General features: G+C 65.8%; 11 protein-coding genes. 4 read left to right on the forward strand and 7 right to left on the reverse strand.

What is annotated here, in order from left to right:
• Positions 1-196: 196 nt before the first annotated feature.
• Both HLH29_RS09615 and HLH29_RS09620 read right to left on the reverse strand, forming a co-directional pair.
• A complete protein-coding gene (locus HLH29_RS09615; protein ID WP_182966173.1) occupies positions 197-862 on the reverse strand; it encodes a histidine phosphatase family protein in 666 nt (221 codons plus the stop codon).
• 14 nt (positions 863-876) lie between these two features.
• Positions 877-2,988 (reverse strand): hypothetical protein, encoded by a 2,112-nt coding sequence (locus HLH29_RS09620; RefSeq protein WP_182966175.1) that lies wholly within the window; start codon positions 2,986-2,988, stop codon positions 877-879.
• A 191-nt stretch (positions 2,989-3,179) separates the two neighbouring features.
• Here HLH29_RS09620 and rfbA point away from each other — a divergent pair, with 191 nt between their 5' ends.
• Positions 3,180-4,079, forward strand: coding sequence for a glucose-1-phosphate thymidylyltransferase RfbA (rfbA, locus tag HLH29_RS09625; RefSeq protein WP_182966418.1), 900 nt, complete (start codon positions 3,180-3,182; stop codon positions 4,077-4,079).
• 133 nt (positions 4,080-4,212) lie between these two features.
• Here rfbA and HLH29_RS09630 read toward each other — a convergent pair whose 3' ends face one another.
• The 3 genes from HLH29_RS09630 to HLH29_RS09640 all read right to left on the reverse strand — a co-directional run bounded on the left by HLH29_RS09630 (position 4,213) and on the right by HLH29_RS09640 (position 9,813).
• Positions 4,213-7,536 carry an efflux RND transporter permease subunit gene (locus tag HLH29_RS09630; protein WP_182966177.1) on the reverse strand — a complete coding sequence of 1,108 codons (3,324 nt, stop codon included), beginning with the start codon at positions 7,534-7,536 and terminating at the stop codon, positions 4,213-4,215.
• Positions 7,537-7,566: 30 nt separating this feature from the next.
• Positions 7,567-8,916 (reverse strand): purine-cytosine permease family protein, encoded by a 1,350-nt coding sequence (locus HLH29_RS09635; RefSeq protein ID WP_246374073.1) that lies wholly within the window; start codon positions 8,914-8,916, stop codon positions 7,567-7,569.
• 78 nt (positions 8,917-8,994) lie between these two features.
• Positions 8,995-9,813 (reverse strand): SDR family NAD(P)-dependent oxidoreductase, encoded by an 819-nt coding sequence (locus HLH29_RS09640; protein ID WP_182966180.1) that lies wholly within the window; start codon positions 9,811-9,813, stop codon positions 8,995-8,997.
• A 101-nt stretch (positions 9,814-9,914) separates the two neighbouring features.
• On the opposite strand from HLH29_RS09640, the gene gmk reads away from it, so the two are divergent.
• From gmk to HLH29_RS09655, 3 genes are all read left to right on the forward strand, one after another.
• A complete protein-coding gene (gene gmk, locus HLH29_RS09645; protein WP_182966182.1) occupies positions 9,915-10,577 on the forward strand; it encodes a guanylate kinase in 663 nt (220 codons plus the stop codon).
• A gap of 79 nt (positions 10,578-10,656) precedes the next feature.
• The gene (locus tag HLH29_RS09650; RefSeq protein WP_408871959.1) at positions 10,657-12,180 is read left to right on the forward strand and encodes a replicative DNA helicase; all 1,524 of its coding nucleotides are present in this window, start codon (positions 10,657-10,659) and stop codon (positions 12,178-12,180) included.
• 34 nt (positions 12,181-12,214) lie between these two features.
• Entirely contained in the window at positions 12,215-12,850 is a 636-nt protein-coding gene (locus HLH29_RS09655; protein ID WP_246374075.1) for a LysE family translocator, read from the forward strand.
• Positions 12,851-12,891: 41 nt separating this feature from the next.
• Here HLH29_RS09655 and HLH29_RS09660 read toward each other — a convergent pair whose 3' ends face one another.
• A complete protein-coding gene (locus HLH29_RS09660) occupies positions 12,892-15,525 on the reverse strand; it encodes an HWE histidine kinase domain-containing protein (protein WP_182966186.1) in 2,634 nt (877 codons plus the stop codon).
• A gap of 587 nt (positions 15,526-16,112) precedes the next feature.
• A complete protein-coding gene (locus tag HLH29_RS09665; protein ID WP_182966189.1) occupies positions 16,113-16,460 on the reverse strand; it encodes a DUF3147 family protein in 348 nt (115 codons plus the stop codon).
• Between the last annotated feature and the right edge of the window lie 20 nt (positions 16,461-16,480).

Below are 16,480 nucleotides of genomic sequence, written 5' to 3' on the forward strand. Positions count from 1 at the left end.
GCTTTCTTCATATCGCCCAGAAGGGCGTCCGCGTCCGACATAGTGCGGACCACGCGACCAGCCAGAACCTGGTCCAGAACATCGTCAGGGATCACCGGCTTCTTGCGTCGGGCCATGATGCTTCTCCTTCCTCAGCATCACACCAAACACACGAAATTCAGGATAGGCCCCCGATACCGCCATGCCGGTCAGGCTTTCACACGCCCGGCAGTTCGTTGACGGCCACGATGCGCCACGCTTCCGGAAAGCGCTCGATGATCGTGAGGGAAAGATTCTGGATCGAAAAATGCAGCGCGGTATCCGCATGCACGCGCAGCGCATGCGCCAGCGCCGCACGGATCGCCCCGCCATGGCTGACCACGACCATATTCCGGCCCTCATGCGCCGCCGCCATGCGGTCCATCGTCCCGCCCACACGGGCACAGACCTCCAGCATGCTCTCGCCGCCGGGCGGCCGTTCCGAGGCCGCGACCGACCAGAACAGATGCGGCGCCAGCTTCAACTGGTCCAGCAATTCATGATGCCGCAGCCCATGCCATTCACCCAGCGACTGCTCGGTAAATCCGGGCTCCACCGTCCAGTCCACCACGCCATATCCCGCGTCCTGAATGGTACGCGCGGTATGCTGCGTGCGCCCCAGCGGCGAGGTAAACCATTGCGCATTGCGCGGCAGGCGCGCGGCCAACGCCTCATACATGCCCCGCTGCGCCACCAGGCTGTCCGGGCACAGCGGCACATCCAGCGTGCCATATACCCGCATGCGGGCATTTTCCTCGACCACCGCATGACGGATCAGCCAGAAACGGGTGACACCATCCGTCAGCTTGGGGGTGTCGAGGAAATGACCGTGATTCTGGTTCATGCAAGCCGGTCCAATCAGGGCAAGGTGACGGGTACTCCGCTATCCATAGCCTGAAGCGGCGCGTAGGTCTGTACCGGGTCCGCCGCCGCCAGCGTCTCCCAATAGCGCAGGATCAGCCCGATCTTGGCCAGAACCCGCCGCGCATCGCCGATTTCCCGATCCATGCGCAGATCGGGCACCAGCCCGTCATGCGACGGCTCGCCCGAAACCAGCCGCGCCCCGGCCGACAGGCGCAGCGCCCCCGCCACCCCGCCACGCAGCATGGGATGCGGCAGCGGCACCGGCTGGCCGACATGGCACAGCAGCCCGGCCAGGGCACGATCCGCCCCCTCGGGCACCACCCGCGACAGGTCGGCATTCAGCCAGCGATAGAGCGCCCGCGCGGGCTCCAACGCCAGCGGCACGAAATCCTCGCCGGACGAGGCCAGCGGATCGCGCACGAAAAAGCTCAAAATGGTGCCCCGATCGTCCCACGCATCGGCCAAAGGCGGCCGCGCCGGATGCGGCACCGGCAGGCGCCGCAGGTCCGGGTCGCTATCGATCGCCGCTTCCAGCGCGGTCAGGAACCGCGCCAGCCGGGCCCGCACCACCGGGCGCGGAATCTCCCGCAGCGCCGTCATTTCGGCCAGCGCGGCATACCAGCGCAGCATCAGCCCCACATTCTCGCCCACCGGCAGCACCTGAGCCGCCGGTGCCTCCGGCCACGCGGCGCGATGGCAGTACTCCGCCAGACCGGCCGGCAGCCCCCCGCCGCGCAGCCGCGCAGCCACATTTTCCGGCAGCAGCAGCGCCCCGCAGAAAGGCGGCCCGGTGAAGAATTTGGAGCCGGTGATCATCACCATCCAGCCCCGGTCCAGATAGGCCCGCACCCGCACCGGGTCCAGCCGCGCCTGACAGGCATCCACCACGATATCGGGCACCGTCGCGCCGTCGGCACGGGCCGCATCGGCCAGCCGGTCCAGCATCTCCAGCCCCGGCGCCAGCAGCCCGGTCTTGGACAGGTCCAGCCGGTGCAGCAGCACATGCCGCCCCGCCTGCCAGCTCCGCCGGGCCAGTTCGATACAATCCCGGTCGATCTCGACATTCGTGCGCGCCGCACCATCCGGCCGGCGCAGGGGCACGGACAGCAGCAGCGTTTCCGCCGGAAACCCCGCGATCAGCCCGCCCTTTTCCACCTGCGCGCCCAGCGCTGTGTCATTCGCGAAATGGCAACCTTTTGCCGCTAACGGTACGCCGCTCCCGGTTTCCTCAGGGGCCAGAAGGATGTTGCTGACCGGATGTCCACCAGAACCCAGCATCGCCAGGGCCAGGGCATACAATTCGCAATCGGTCCCCGACGGCGCCAGGACGACGCCTTCGGCCCCGGTCATCCCGTAATGCTCCGCAATCCGACGGCGAACCTCCGCGACCATGCCCGCCCGGACCTCGGCCCCCTTCCCCGTCAGACCGCCCTGCACCAGCCGCACACGCGCCGCCTCGGCCCCCGCAAACCCGCGCTCGGACACCGAGGACGCGGTCGACGACGCATAGGTGACAGCCCACGGCCGCGGCCGGTGGGACGAGCCATAATGATTCAGCCCGGTCGCCGGGTCGATCGCCAGCCTGGCATCGCCGCCTTCGGCCATCAGCTTTTCCGCCGGCCCCAACAGCGGCCACAATGCCTCCAGCCGGACCGCCAGCCGGTCGAATGCCCCCTCCCCGGCACATTCCGGGGCAACCGGCGGCTGCAACGGCGCCAGCTCGCCCCAGATCTGCCGCAACCGGGCAATGCCCGGCGGATTGGCAGCCGCCATGTCGGCATGCCAGTCCGGTCCGGGCGCCCCCTCGGGCCCATCCAGTTCCGCGAACAGCGCGGCCGTCCGGGCCGCGCACAGCCCCGCCAGCACCGCATCCTCGGGCACGGCCTCGATCAGCCGGGCCAGTTCCAGCGCGTGACGCAGCACGACCGGCGCACAGGCAGGTGCCATCAGGCACGGCGCCCCCAGCACCACCATCCCGTCGGCCCGCACCACGAACGGCCCGGCCAGCGCCGTATCCAGCCCGATGCGCCGCCCACCCGCGATCACGCGCAGGTCGGGACGTTCGAGGACGCAGGCTAGGTCATGGGTCAATCGTTCGGCGAGCACGCAAAAATCCCTGTTGCCATCATCACTATGCGCGCAGGTCCCCGGCGCGGCAATCGCGTCACCGACCACCAGGAAAAGAGCGAACCATGCGGACCCCCGGATCGGAACCGACCCCGATGACCAACCTGTCGCACCTGCACCCCTATCGCGCGAACATCCCGGCGGCAAACGACCGCACGACCGAAACCGGGATGAAGGGCATCCTGCTGGCCGGTGGATCGGGCACGCGGCTGCACCCCATGACGCTGGCGACCAGCAAGCAGTTGCTGCCGGTCTATGACAAACCGATGATCTACTACCCGCTATCGACGCTGATGCTGGCCGGCATCCGCGACATCATGATCATCTCCACGCCCGACGACCTGCCGCAGTTCCAGCGCCTGCTGGGCGACGGGGCGCAATATGGCGTGCGCTTCAGCTACCGCGTCCAGCCCAGTCCCGACGGCATCGCCCAGGCCTTCCTGATCGCCGAGGACTGGCTGGCCGGCGCCCCCTGCGCCCTGGCGCTGGGCGACAACCTGATCTTCGCCGACCATCTCGGCACGCTGCTGCAAGGGGCAGCCAGGCGCGACAGCGGGGCGACGGTGTTCGCCTACCAGGTGCGCGACCCCGAACGCTATGGCGTGGTGACCTTCGACGCCGAAGGCCGCGCCAGCACCCTGGTCGAGAAACCCGCCCATCCGGCCTCGCACTGGGCGGTCACCGGCCTGTATTTCTACGATGCCCGCGTCAGCACCTTCGCCCGGCAGATCCGCCCCTCGCCTAGGGGCGAGCTGGAAATCACCGACCTGAACCGGATCTATCTCGAGGAAGGCTCGCTCCAGGTCGAAAAACTGGGAAGGGGCTGCGCGTGGCTCGATGCCGGCGTCCCCGACGCCCTGCTCCAGGCCGGCATGTTCGTGCAGACCATCCAGTCCCGGCAGGGCATGCTGGTCGGGTCACCCGCCGAAATCGCCTTTCGCATGGGCTTCATCGATTGCGACCAGTTGCGCGAGATCGCCCGCAGCGTGTTCAAGACCGAACTCGGCCGGCAATTGCAGGACATGGCCGGGCCAGCCGAACCGTCCACGCCCCTGCCGATCCCGGCATAGTCTTCGTTCTTTTTTGAAAAAAAAAGAACCAAAAAACTTTGATTCGTTCAGGCGTTTTTATGCTGGGCCACACGACGGCCCAAAACGAACAAAAGTCTTTTTGCTTCTTTTTCTTCAGAAAAAGAAGAACCTCTTATCCAACCGGCCGATCCCGCATATCAGCCGGCCGAATATGCCCCCGCCAGCGGCGCGAAGCCTGCCGCGTCACCCACGCCCGAATACGCTCCAGCAGCAGATACACGACCGGCGTGGTGTAGAGCGTCAGAAGCTGGCTCATCAGCAGCCCACCGACCACTGCAATGCCCAGCGGGCGGCGCAGCTCGATCCCGTAGCCGCCGCTGAGGATCAGCGGCACCGCCCCGAAGGCGGCGGCCAGCGTCGTCATCAGGATCGGGCGGAAACGCTTGGCGCAGGCCTCGCGGATCGCCTCCTCGGGCGACATGCTGCCGTCACGCTCGGCATGCAGCGCGAAATCCACCATCAGGATCGCGTTCTTCTTCACGATGCCCACCAGCAGGATCACCCCGATCATCGCGATCAGCGAGAATTCCTCACCCGTCACCCACAGCGCCAGCACCGCCCCCACAGCCGCCGACGGCAGGGTGGAAAGGATGGTCAGCGGATGCACATAGCTTTCGTACAGAATGCCCAGCGTGACATACATCGTCGCCAGCGCGGCCAGGAACACCAGCAACTCGTTGATCAGCGCGGTCTGGAATTGCGCTGCCTGGCCGGTAAAGCCGCCCTGGATCGACGCCGGCACATGCAGCCTCACCATCGCGGCACGGATTTCCGCCGTGGCCTCGTCCAGCGACCGCCCCTTGGCCAGGTTGAAGGAAATGGCACCGGAGACGAAGCCGTCACGATGCCCGACCGAGATCGAGGTCGGGCGTTCCCCGATCGCGGCCACCACCGGCAGCGGCACCATCGTCTCGATGCTGGACGACACGGCCGACCCGCTCGAGGCCCCGGCCCCGCCCGCCAGGCGGTTGGCGATGGCGTTGCGGAAGGATTGCTGGCTCAGCGACGTGGCCTTCGACGTGCTGCCCGTATCGGGCGTGGGCACGCGCACCGTGTTGGACGCCGTGCCGCCCCCGGCGGTCCCGCCCGAGGTCGAAACCCGGAACGCCTGCATGATGTCGGGCGACTGGCGATAGGGCGGCGCCACCTCCATCACCACATGATAGGTGGCCAGCGGGGTGGAAATGTTCGAGGCACTGCGCTGGCCATAGGCGTCGAACAGCGCCTGGCTGACCAGTTGCGGCGTCACCAGGTAGCGCGCAGCCGTATCGCGGGCGATGTCGACATGGGTCGCGACCGCATGGTCGGTCAGGTTGGTGGTGATGTCGGTCATCACCTTGCTGTCCTTCAGGGCATCGACGATGCGCGGCGTCCATTCATAGATCTGCTCGGCATTGTCGCTGCGCAGGACGTAGCGATAGGCACCCTGCTGCTGGCGGCCGCCACCACCGTTCACATCCCCGGCCGAGAACAGCGACAGCCGCACCCCCGCCAGGCCCTTCAGGCGCTCGCGCACGCGGGCAATCATCTCGTCCGGCCCGTCGCTGCGTTCGTGCTTGCCGATCAGCTGCGCGAAGGCCTGGCCCTCGACCCGCGTATCGCCCGAGAAGGCCGCCACCGATTCCGTATCCTTGTCGGCCATCATCGCGGCGCTGACGGCCCGGATCTTCTCGTCCATCTTCTGGAACGACCCGGATTCGTCACCCCGGAAAAAGCCGACGATCAGCGCGACATCCTCCTTGGGGATGATGTTCTTGGGCATCACGACGATAATGGCCACCGTCGCCACCAGGCTCAGCGGCAGGGTGGCCAGGATCAGCCACCGATGCCGCAGCGCGCGGTCCAGCGAGCGGACATAGGCGTTCAAAATCGCCTCGAACACCGCCTCGAACCCGTCCGACAGGCGGCGCAGGCCCCGCCGGAGCGCCGACGCATCGGCGGGCAGCGGCGCCCCATGGGCCACATCCAGCAACAGCCCGCACATCATCGGCGTCAGCGTGACCGACAGGAACAGCGAGACCGTGACGGCGGTGGCCAGCGTCATCGCGAATTCGAAGAAGATCTTGCCCGGCGTGCCTGGCATCAGCAGCAGCGGCAGGAACACCGCGACCAGGGCGATGGTGATCGACAGCACGGTAAAGGCGATCTCGCCCGAGCCCAGCAGCGCGGCCTCGTGGCGAGGCATCCCGTCTTCCATGTGGCGGGCGATGTTCTCCACCACCACGATCGCATCATCGACCACGAAGCCGGTGGCGATCGTCAGCGCCATCAGCGACAGCGTATCCAGCGAGAAGCCCAGCAGGTACATCACCGCCAGCGTACCCGCCAGCGAGATCGGGACCGTCACCGCCGGGATCAGGGTCGAACGCGGCGCGCGCAGGAACACCAGCACCACCCCCACCACCAGCAGCACCGAGATCAGCAGCGTGACCTGCGTGTCGGCCAGCGAGGCCCGGATGGTGATCGACCGGTCCATGCCCGGTATCAGCGTGATGCCCGACGGCAGGGCGGCCTGCATGCTGGGGATACGAGCCTGGATCTCGTCCATCACACGGATGACATTGGCGCCGGGCTGCGGCCGGATAACGGCCATGACCGCGCGATGCCCGCTGAAATAACCGCTCTGCCGCTCGTTCTCCACCCCATCGACGACCGAGGCAACATCGGCCAGCCGCACCGGCCGCCCGCCGCGGTACCCCACCACCAGGTCGCGATACTCCGCCGCGTGCCGGGCCTGGTCGTTGGTCGCGATCGTGTAGCGCTGCGGCCCGACATCGATATAGCCCTTGGGCGTGTTGGCATTGGCCGAGGCCAGGGCCGAACGGATATCCTCGAAGCCGATTCCGTATTTGAACAGCGGGTAGGGATTCATCTCCACCCGCACGGCCGGCGCCGAGCTGCCCGCGATCTCGATCCAGCCCACGCCCTTGATCTGCGACAGCATCGGCTGGAGATGCGTCTTCATGACATCGTACAGATCGGCCATCGGCCGGCTGTCCGACGTCAGCGCCATGATCATGATCGGATTGTCGGCCGGATTGGCCTTCCAGTATTGCGGCACCAGCTGCAGCGTGGTCGGCATGTCCTGCATCGCCGCGCGCAGTGCCGCCTGCACGTCGTTGGCCGCGCCGTCGATGTTCCGGCTGTCGTCGAAGGTCAGCAGGATGAAGGCTGTGCTGTCGGTCGAATCCGATTCGATCGAACTGATTCCGGCAATCTGGCCCAGCCGCCGTTCCAGCGGCGTGGTGACCGACGTCGCCATCTGCTGCGGCGAGGCCCCCGGCTGGGTCGCCACCACATAGATGACCGGCACCGAAATGTTCGGCAGATCCCCGACCGGCAGCGCGCGGTAGGCGAACAGGCCTGCAAGCACCAGCGCGAGCGCGATCAGCGTCGTCGTCACCGGGCGCAGAATGAAAGGACGGCAGGGATTCATACGGGGATGCGCATAGCGGATGACGACGGCCTATGCATCAGCTTTCCACCCCCGAGGCCGTGCCCCGCTCCGGCCGTACCACAACGCCGCGACGAAGAAGCCCACATAATAGCCGATATCGGCCCCGCCCAACCATCGGGCGACCGGACCGGTATAAAGTTGGCTGGTCGAGAAGAGCAGGATGGTCGCCACCGAAACGATCATGAAGATGCTCGCCCCGCGCGTCCAGCCCGGAGGAACCGGATGCACCGTACGGTCGCCGAAATACCAGTCCGCCAGCACGATTCCGATCCATGGCGCGATCCAGTACATCGTCACCACCAGATAATCGGTATAGAGCGCCGCATACCGCCCGGCCCCGGCCACCGCCAGCCCATAGCCCAGCAGGGCGGTGACGATAGCGGCCAGGACCCGGGGAATATGCACGCCGGCCGAAATCAGGCTGTAGCTGGCGGTATTGTCGTTGAAGGCATTGCCCGTGATCGAAGACAGGGCAATGACGGCCAGCACCATCGGCCCCAGCGGGCCCGCCGCGTGCTGCAGGCTGGCAATCACTGCCGTCGGCGACGGCTCGGCGATGCTGGCGGCCGTCAGCAGGCCCAGGATCTGGAACGGCACGGCAGACCCCAGCAACCCGGCCAGTGCCAGCCACACCACCCGCCTCGGCGGGGTCTCCGCCGGCAGGTAGCGCGTATAATCCGATGAATAGGACGCCCAGGACAGGTTGAAACTGGCCAGGATCGCCACCGCCAGCAGCATGGTCGCAAGCGCGGGCGGATGCGCCGCGTGCGGCAGCGCCACCCCATGCCAGGCCGATTGCAGCCCGATCACCGTAAAGGCCGCCAGCAATGCCGCGCCCAGATATTTCTGCAACGCCTGCACCATGTCGTGGCCATAGATGCTGGCCACCATCTGCAGCGCGGCCAGCACGCCCAGCGCCAGCCAGAAGGGCGGTGCGGCCCCGGCCACGATCGACAGGAACGCGATCAGCGCCGTGGCGGCGGGCACGTTGTTCACCGCGTCCCAGCCGACGCAGTAGATCCAGTTGAGAAAGGCCGGCGGGCGCACGCCCAGCCGCCCCAGCGCGCGGCGCGAGGCCTCCATCTGCGTCAGCCCCGTGGGCGGGCCGATCGCGGCGGCCAGCGCCACCGGCAGCGCGCCGACCACATTGCCGATCACGATCGCCAGCAGGCCGAAGCGGAAATCCAGCCCCAGCGAGACCAGCAACGCCCCCGTCACCCAGCCGCCGGGGCCGAGATTGGGCGAAAAATGGCTCCAGAACACCCGGTCGATGGGCATGGTCTTGCGTTCGGGCGCGACCGGGCGGGAAACGGCGGCAGCGCCAAGCTCCTCCATGGACGGGGGACGCAGAAAGGACATCGGCAACAGTCCGGACCCCCGATCATGATGACGCCGCGGCAATCGTGGCGTGAACCCACACCGGTGGCAAGCCGTCCGTCAGGACGACATGCCGCCCGTCTCGGGCATCGACCCGGCCTGGCCGGCCGGCTGGCGATTGTAATAGGCCTCGGCCCAGCGCGGCGGCAGCAGATCCATCAGCCGCGACCCGGCCACCAGCCACCACGGAAAGACGATCCGCCGCCGGCCGGCCGCGACCCCGCGCAGGATCGCGGCGGCGGCTTCATCGACCTCGGTCAGGCCCGGCATCGGAAAATCGTTGGCCGCCACCATCGGCGTGCGGACAAACCCGCAGCAGACGCTGGTCAGCAGAATCCCGTCACCTGCCACATTGCCCCCCGTCGCGACCATGAACCGGTCCACCGCCGCCTTCGACGCGCAATAGGACGGCGTGCCGGGAAACGAGACCAGCCCGGCGACCGAGGCAATGGCGCAGATCCGCCCGCGCACTCCCTGCCCGTCCGGCGCCTGCCCGCCCATCACCTCCAGCGCAGGCAGCACGGTGTTGATCACCCCACCCAGATTGACGTCCAGCATACGCCGGACCTGCCCCTCGGACTCGCGCGGCGCGCCGACGGAGCGCGGCGACGTGGAAGCCGTGATGCCGGCGCAGGCGAACACCAGATTCAGCGGCCCGGCATCGCCGATCCATGCCGCCATGCCCTCCGCGTCACGCACGTCCTGGCGCCGGGTCACCACCCGCGCGCCCCGTGCGGCACAGTCCCGCTCCACCGCCTCCAGCCGCCCCGCATCGCGCCCGCCCAGATGCAATACGGCGCCGGGGGCCGCCAGATGAAGGGCGATCGCCCGCCCGATGCCCGACGAGGCCCCGGTGATCAGAATCATGTCCCGTTTCATATTCGCCAGAATAGAGACTGCCTGATAAAAGACCGCAAATCCGTGCCCGGCCGGCGCGGAATCGTATCGGAACGGACGAGGATCAGGGGGATATGCCGACGATGACGCCCAGCAGGGAACGACACGGCCCGTCCGCCCGGCCGCATGTGGCGCGGCGCGGGGTCTGCCTGGTGATCTCGGCGCCCTCGGGTGCCGGAAAATCGACCATCGCCAACGCCCTGCGCGCGGCCGAGCCCCAGTTGCTGCATTCCGTGTCGGTCACCACCCGCCAGCCCCGTCCGGGCGAAAGCGACGGCGTGCATTATCATTTCCGCACCATGGAACAGTTCGAGCAGATGGCCGCGACCGGCGAACTGCTGGAATGGGCAACCGTGTTCGGCCGGGGCTACGGCACCCCGCGCGGCCCGGTCGAGGCCGCCCTGGCCGAAGGGCACGACATGGTCTTCGATATCGACTGGCAGGGCCACCGGCAGATCCGCGCGGCGCTGCCCCATGACGTGATCAGCCTGTTCGTGCTGCCGCCCTCGCTGGCGGAACTGGAACGGCGCCTGCACGGCCGCGCCTCGGACCACCCGGAAGAAATCGCAAAGCGCATGACGGCGGCACGCGACGAAATCGCCCATTGGCAGGAATTCGACCACGTCATCGTGAATTCCGACCTGGACCAGGCGATTGCCGAGGCCCGGTCGATCCTGGTGGCGGCCCGGCTCCAGACAGCACGCCAGAAGGGCCTCCCCGGCTTCGTCGCCAGTTTCGAAGGCTGAGTCTTTCGTCAACCATGCCGTCACGCATCGGTCCCTGTGTCATCACCCTCCTGTCTGCTAGGATGGACGCGTGAACCAGATCGATACCACCCAGACCGAGTCCCGCGCCGGGGACGGCTCCCTGCTGGGCCTGACCCAACGCCAGCCCCCCGCCAACATGCAGGCGGAACAGGCCCTGCTGGGCGCGCTGCTGACCAACAACCGCGCCTATGAGCGCGTGTCGGACTTCCTGACCGGCGCCCATTTCGCCGACGCGGTGAACGGCCGGATCTTCGATGCCATCGCGCGGCGGATCGAGGCCGGGCAACTGGCCGACCCGGTCACCCTGCGCGGCGAGTTCGAACATTCCGGCGTGCTGGAGCCGGTGGGCGGCATGGCCTATCTGGCCCGCCTGCTGACGGCGATGGTCGGCATCATCAATGCCGGCGATTACGGCCGGGTGATCCACGATGCCTGGGTCCGCCGCCAGCTGATCGAGATCGGCGAGGAGGTCGTGAACAACGCCTTCGGCGCCCGTCCGGAACTGGACGGCGTCGACCAGATCGCGGCGGGCGAAGAGGCGCTGTTCCGCCTGGCCACCGACAAGGGGCAGGATGGCGGCTTCACCAGCTTCGACCGTGCCCTGGCCGACGCGCTGGACGTGGCCGAAAAGGCCTTCCACCGCACCGGCGACGTGGTGGGCCTGACGACCGGCCTGCGCGACATGGACAAGAAGACCGGCGGCCTGCACCCGTCCGACCTGCTGATCCTGGCCGGGCGCCCCGCCATGGGCAAGACGGCGCTGGCGACCAAGATCGCCTTCAGCGCCGCCCGCGCCCTGATGCGCGAGGCCCAGGAGGCGCCGCCGGGCACCCAGACCAAGGGGTCGGTGGCAATCTTCTCGCTGGAAATGTCGGCCGAGCAGCTGGCCACCCGTATCCTGTCCGAACAGGCCAGCGTGTCGGGCGAACGTATCCGTCGGGGCGAAATCGGGCAGAGGGAATTCGACCGCTTCGTCCAGGTCACCCGCGAACTGGCGCAACTGCCGCTGCATATCGACGATACGCCCGCCATCTCGCTGTCGGCCATGCGCACGCGCTGCCGCCGGCTGGCCCGCACCAAGGGGCTGAGCCTGGTGGTGGTCGATTACCTCCAGCTGATGCGCCCCTCGGTGGGTACGCGGCCGGAAAGCCGCGTGCTGGAAATTTCCATGATCACCCAGGGGCTGAAGGCGATCGCCAAGGAACTGAGCGTACCGGTGATCGCGCTGTCCCAGCTCTCGCGCCAGGTCGAAAGCCGCGAGGACAAGCGGCCGATGCTGTCGGATCTGCGTGAATCGGGCTCGATCGAACAGGACGCCGACGCGGTGATGTTCGTCTATCGCGACCAGTATTACCTGCAACAGCGCCAGCCCAAGGAAACGGCCTACGATTCGACCGAAAAATACCAGACGGCGCTGGAAGACTGGCAACGCAAGATGGACCTGGCGCATAACCGGGCCGAACTGATCCTGGAAAAACAGCGTCACGGCCCCACCGGCACCGTGCATCTGTTCTTCGAGGGCGAATTCACCCGCTTCGGCGATCTCGATCTTGTTCATGAGGGCGGATACCCGCCTTCGTAACTCTCCGGCTCATCCCGCAATCGGCAAGATTTCCATGCAGACCATCACCATGTCCCTGGCCGCCTTTACGGTATCGGCGGCCGTTTTCACGATGTCACCCGGCCTGGACACGGCAACCGTCCTGCGCACCTCGACCATATCGGGGGCAAAAAGCGGGCTGGGCGCATCGCTGGGGATCACGGGCGGCCTGCTGGTCTGGGGCGTCAGCGCGGCATTCGGGCTGACGGCGCTGCTCGCGGCTTCGACGCTCGCCTTCAATATCGTGAAATGGGCCGGCGCCGCCTATCTGTTCTATCTCGGTATCGGCATGCTTCTGCGTCCGCGCACGGTTTTTTCGGGGGACGCCACCGAAGCAACCCGCAGACTGTCGCCCGCCGCCGGCTTCCGGCAGGGCTTCATGAGCAACATCCTCAACCCGAAGGTCGGGATTTTCTACATCACGTTCCTGCCCCAGTTCATTCCCCACGGCGTCAACGTGATTCTGTTCTCGCTGGTGCTGGCGGGCCTCCAGGTCGTCATGTCCATGTCCTGGCTGTCCCTGCTCGTCGCCCTGACGGTTCCGTTCAGCCACATTCTTTCACGCCCCGCCGTCGTCCGGCGGCTCGATCGCCTGACCGGCTGCATCTTCATGGGCTTCGGCCTCAAGCTGGCCCTGACCGACAGGCACTGAAAGAACGGACCGCCAGGTCTTTCTGCCGCCACGGTTTCCCGTCAGCCACCGCGACGCATCATTTTATCCAGGGCAGCGACAACGCTGGACATCGTATAGGGTTTCGCAAGGACCGAAACACCCGGAAAAGCTTCGATCGCCGATGACGCCGATCCGTAGCCGGTGGCGAACAGGAACGGAATCCCGCCTTCGGACAGGGCCCGCGCGACGGGCAGGGAACTCTCCCCGTCGATATTGACATCGAGAATGGCCAGATCGACCGCGTGATTGTTCAGGATATCGAAGGCATCCTGAAGCGTCGACGCAATGTGGACACGGGCCCCATGCTCCGTCCCCAGCACGTCTTCCAGCTCCATCGCGATGATGAATTCGTCTTCCAGGACAAGGATGCTCTGGTCTTTCAAGGTCGCGGGCCCCAATTCTTCATTCCGCTTTTCAGCAGAAAAAAGAGCGTCGGCGGGCAGACGTTCCACGATGGCGGCCAACGGAAGGCGAATATCCAGGCTCACCCCTTCCGGATCGAAATGGCGGGTCGCCGTTCCCTTGAGGTCATGGCTCACGGCACGGTCGATCAACAGGCTGCCGAAGCCCGACCGTTCGGGCGGCCGGACCGGTGGGCCACCCCGCTCCTGCCAGCGGATCGCGCAGCTATCGGAGAGCGCATCACGCTGCCATGTCACCTGCAGGTCGCCGGCAGGCACGGAAAGCGCCCCATATTTGACGGCATTGGTGGTCAGTTCGTGAAACAGCAGCGCGAGAAAGGTCAAGGCGCGTCCATTCAGCCGGATGTCGGGCCCGCCCACCGAGACCTGGTTCGTGCCGATGCGATAGGGCGCGAGTTCGATGGTCAGAAGATCCCACAACGACGTTCCGGCCGTGCCGCTGACAGCAAGATCATGGGCATTGGCAAAGGCATGGATGCGTTTCCCGATTGTCTCGCGATAGCTGGCGGCAGTGTCGCCCTCTTCCGGCAGGCGGGAGACAAGCGACCGAATGACGGCCAGAATGTTTCTGACGCGATGGTTCAATTCATCGTTCAGCATGCGCTGCATGGCTTCCGCCTGCGTGCGTTCCTGCAGCTTCTGCTGGCTGGCACGGGCGACGACTTCCATCAGCGCGGAACGGTACTGCGCGGCAAGTTCAAGATCGTCGGCCGTCCAGCTGGCGGAGCGGCCACGGACTTCCTCGGTCCAGATCTCGAAACCTCTGCGTGGAGGAAAGCGCGGCCCCCGAAAGGAGGGTTGACAGGTCCTGGCCGGGTCACCACCCCATTTGACGGTCTGGATGATCTCGCGACGAAAGAGGATCAGGCAATCCTCCTGCTCCGGCCACACGGGGATGATCATGGCGCCGCAGAGATCGGGCACGGTGGGTGTAAAGCCCGGACAGTCGCGGGTCAGGCAGTCGGTGTACCAGATCTGGTTGGTCGTGGCCGTTCCAGCATGCTCCAGAAGCATCCGGATATCGGCTTCCGGCAGGGCAAGTCCTGATACATACCACTGCCGATCCATCCAGAGGCCACTGCCGTCACAGGGCAGGAGCTTCAGCAGTTCAGGCAGGTGGCCATGGGTATAATGGGCAAGGCCCGCCGTACCCGAAGCGTCCCTGATGAGGCGGGAAAAGAACAGGTGCGCATCGCGTACCAGGCTGAGCCTCCGGGAACGGTTAAGGCCCATGATCTGCAGGGCGAGATATTCGCCAAGCATTTTCGCCGCGATCCGCTCCGCCATGAACATCCCACGCGGCGTGTAATGATGGCAGATAACCAGCCCCCACAGGGCGCCATCGACGATCAGCGAAAGGAACATGGAGGCCCGTACCCCCAGGTTGGCCAGATATTCGTAATGGACATGCGAAATGCCGCGCAGATGCATGAACGACATGTTCAGCGCTGCCAGTCCGGCCTCCTCGACCAGCGCAACGGAAGGGAGCAGCGCATCCCCGATGACACGGATCAGCAGCCATCTGTAGAGGTCCCGAGCCTGCACGGGCATGTCGCTGGCTGGAAAATGCTGTCCGAGAAAACTCTCCAGCCCGTCCTTCCGGTCTTCGGCCACGACCTGGCCCGACCAGTCCGGAGCGAAGCGGTAGATCATCACGCGGTCATAGTCGAACGCCTCGCGGAGCGCCGTGGCGGCATTTTCCAGAAGGGTCCGAACATCCGCCGGGTCGCGCAGGCATTCCAGGACCATGCGCTGCTGCGCGGCCAGATGCGCGTGAAGCCTTGCTGGCGCCGGCGCCTCGAACTCGATGACGATTTCGTCCCCCGTGCGGTGAACGGTAACGTCCCGGCGCAGGCCGGTCGGCAGTTCGACATCGAAGCAGATAGCCGGCCGGCCGACATGCTTGTAGAATGGCAGGCCCTGGATCGTGGCCTCGGCCGCCCCGACGCATTCCCCGAGGGACATGCCGATCCGAAGCGCCGGCAGATTCAGACCGACGGCCGCGTTTTCAGAGAAACGGGTCAGGCAATGCCCGGACTCGGAGAATGCCAGCAGACAGCCATTGGGCTGTATATGAGCCGGCAAATGGATAGGTTCGCAATCACAACCGGTCAGGTCCGCCTGGTGGCAGAAACGCCGATCGTCACCACTCTCCGTCATGAGGTGCTTCGCGGTTGCGCTCCGATGGGTGGCCGGCAGGTCCGGCCCGCCGCGTGCCCATCCGTTCGCCATCCCGATAGACCAGGGACCCTGTTGCCTGCCATCCGGCGTCCTCCCTCATACCCATCGCAACCCTACCGCCCCCACGACGTTTCCCCGATGCTGACGCCAGGCACTACATTCGTGACATTGGCGGAACTCATCGGTACCGCACCCCGGCCGGAACCTGAAGCCACGCCCAACGTGACCTGACCATGCATCTTGCCGTCGTCAGCCATGCCGGCAGACCCGTCCACGGAGGGGGCCCCATCCACGTGACGAAACAGGACAGCACGAGGGTCATCGTGCCGAGCAGCAGAATACGCGCAACCTGACAGCGCAAATGCGACCATGGCAACGACCGCAGCTCGTTTCATTATGGCACACATTTCTTTTCAGGGCGCCCTATTCCGCCACCATTTCCGGACACAAGCTCGGCGACAGATCATGCCGATTTCCAATACCCAGGATATTTATAGAGAACATTATAAATACCAACGATGCCGAACAGGGTCTGGTTGGCCGTATTATATTCTTTTTTAAAGAATAAAAATTTAAGGCGGTTCGCGAATTTTTTTCCTTTCTTCAGAAAGACAAGAAATCAGCGCAGCATTTCGTTCTTACAAGCCTATACTCATTCGTCCCGCGCACCATACGCTCAGTCCGTAAAGCAATACTGTAACACCGCATCCCACTGCCAGCGCGCCATAGAAAGGGATGCCATGCCGCATCATCCACGGAATCAGCAGAAACATCGGCAGCGACGGAATGACATACCAGAAGGTGGCACTGACATGGGCCTCCATCCGCACCGGGTCCCGGGTCTCCTGCCAGAGCCAGAGCATGCCCAATATCGAAATCAGCGGGAGTGACGCGATCAGGGCGCCGAAGCCAGGATACCGTCGCGCTACGGTCGAAACCACGGCAATGATGATGCCGGACAATGCCGCCTTGAGCACGAAGAACATCGGACTTCGCCCTTCTCCTG

It is taken from the genome of Gluconacetobacter tumulicola, assembly GCF_014174215.1.
Lineage (GTDB): Bacteria > Pseudomonadota > Alphaproteobacteria > Acetobacterales > Acetobacteraceae > Gluconacetobacter > Gluconacetobacter tumulicola.

What these genes read in the sequence shown, in the direction of transcription:
- HLH29_RS09615 (WP_182966173.1), bottom strand. Translation starts at nt 862, where the DNA reads ATGAACCAGAATCACGGTCATTTCCTCGACACCCCCAAGCTGACGGAT.
- rfbA (WP_182966418.1), top strand. Translation starts at nt 3,180, where the DNA reads ATGAAGGGCATCCTGCTGGCCGGTGGATCGGGCACGCGGCTGCACCCC.
- HLH29_RS09630 (WP_182966177.1), bottom strand. Translation starts at nt 7,536, where the DNA reads ATGAATCCCTGCCGTCCTTTCATTCTGCGCCCGGTGACGACGACGCTG.
- HLH29_RS09635 (WP_246374073.1), bottom strand. Translation starts at nt 8,916, where the DNA reads ATGTCCTTTCTGCGTCCCCCGTCCATGGAGGAGCTTGGCGCTGCCGCC.
- HLH29_RS09640 (WP_182966180.1), bottom strand. Translation starts at nt 9,813, where the DNA reads ATGAAACGGGACATGATTCTGATCACCGGGGCCTCGTCGGGCATCGGG.
- gmk (WP_182966182.1), top strand. Translation starts at nt 9,915, where the DNA reads ATGACGCCCAGCAGGGAACGACACGGCCCGTCCGCCCGGCCGCATGTG.
- HLH29_RS09655 (WP_246374075.1), top strand. Translation starts at nt 12,215, where the DNA reads ATGCAGACCATCACCATGTCCCTGGCCGCCTTTACGGTATCGGCGGCC.
- HLH29_RS09660 (WP_182966186.1), bottom strand. Translation starts at nt 15,525, where the DNA reads ATGGCGAACGGATGGGCACGCGGCGGGCCGGACCTGCCGGCCACCCAT.
- HLH29_RS09665 (WP_182966189.1), bottom strand. Translation starts at nt 16,460, where the DNA reads ATGTTCTTCGTGCTCAAGGCGGCATTGTCCGGCATCATCATTGCCGTG.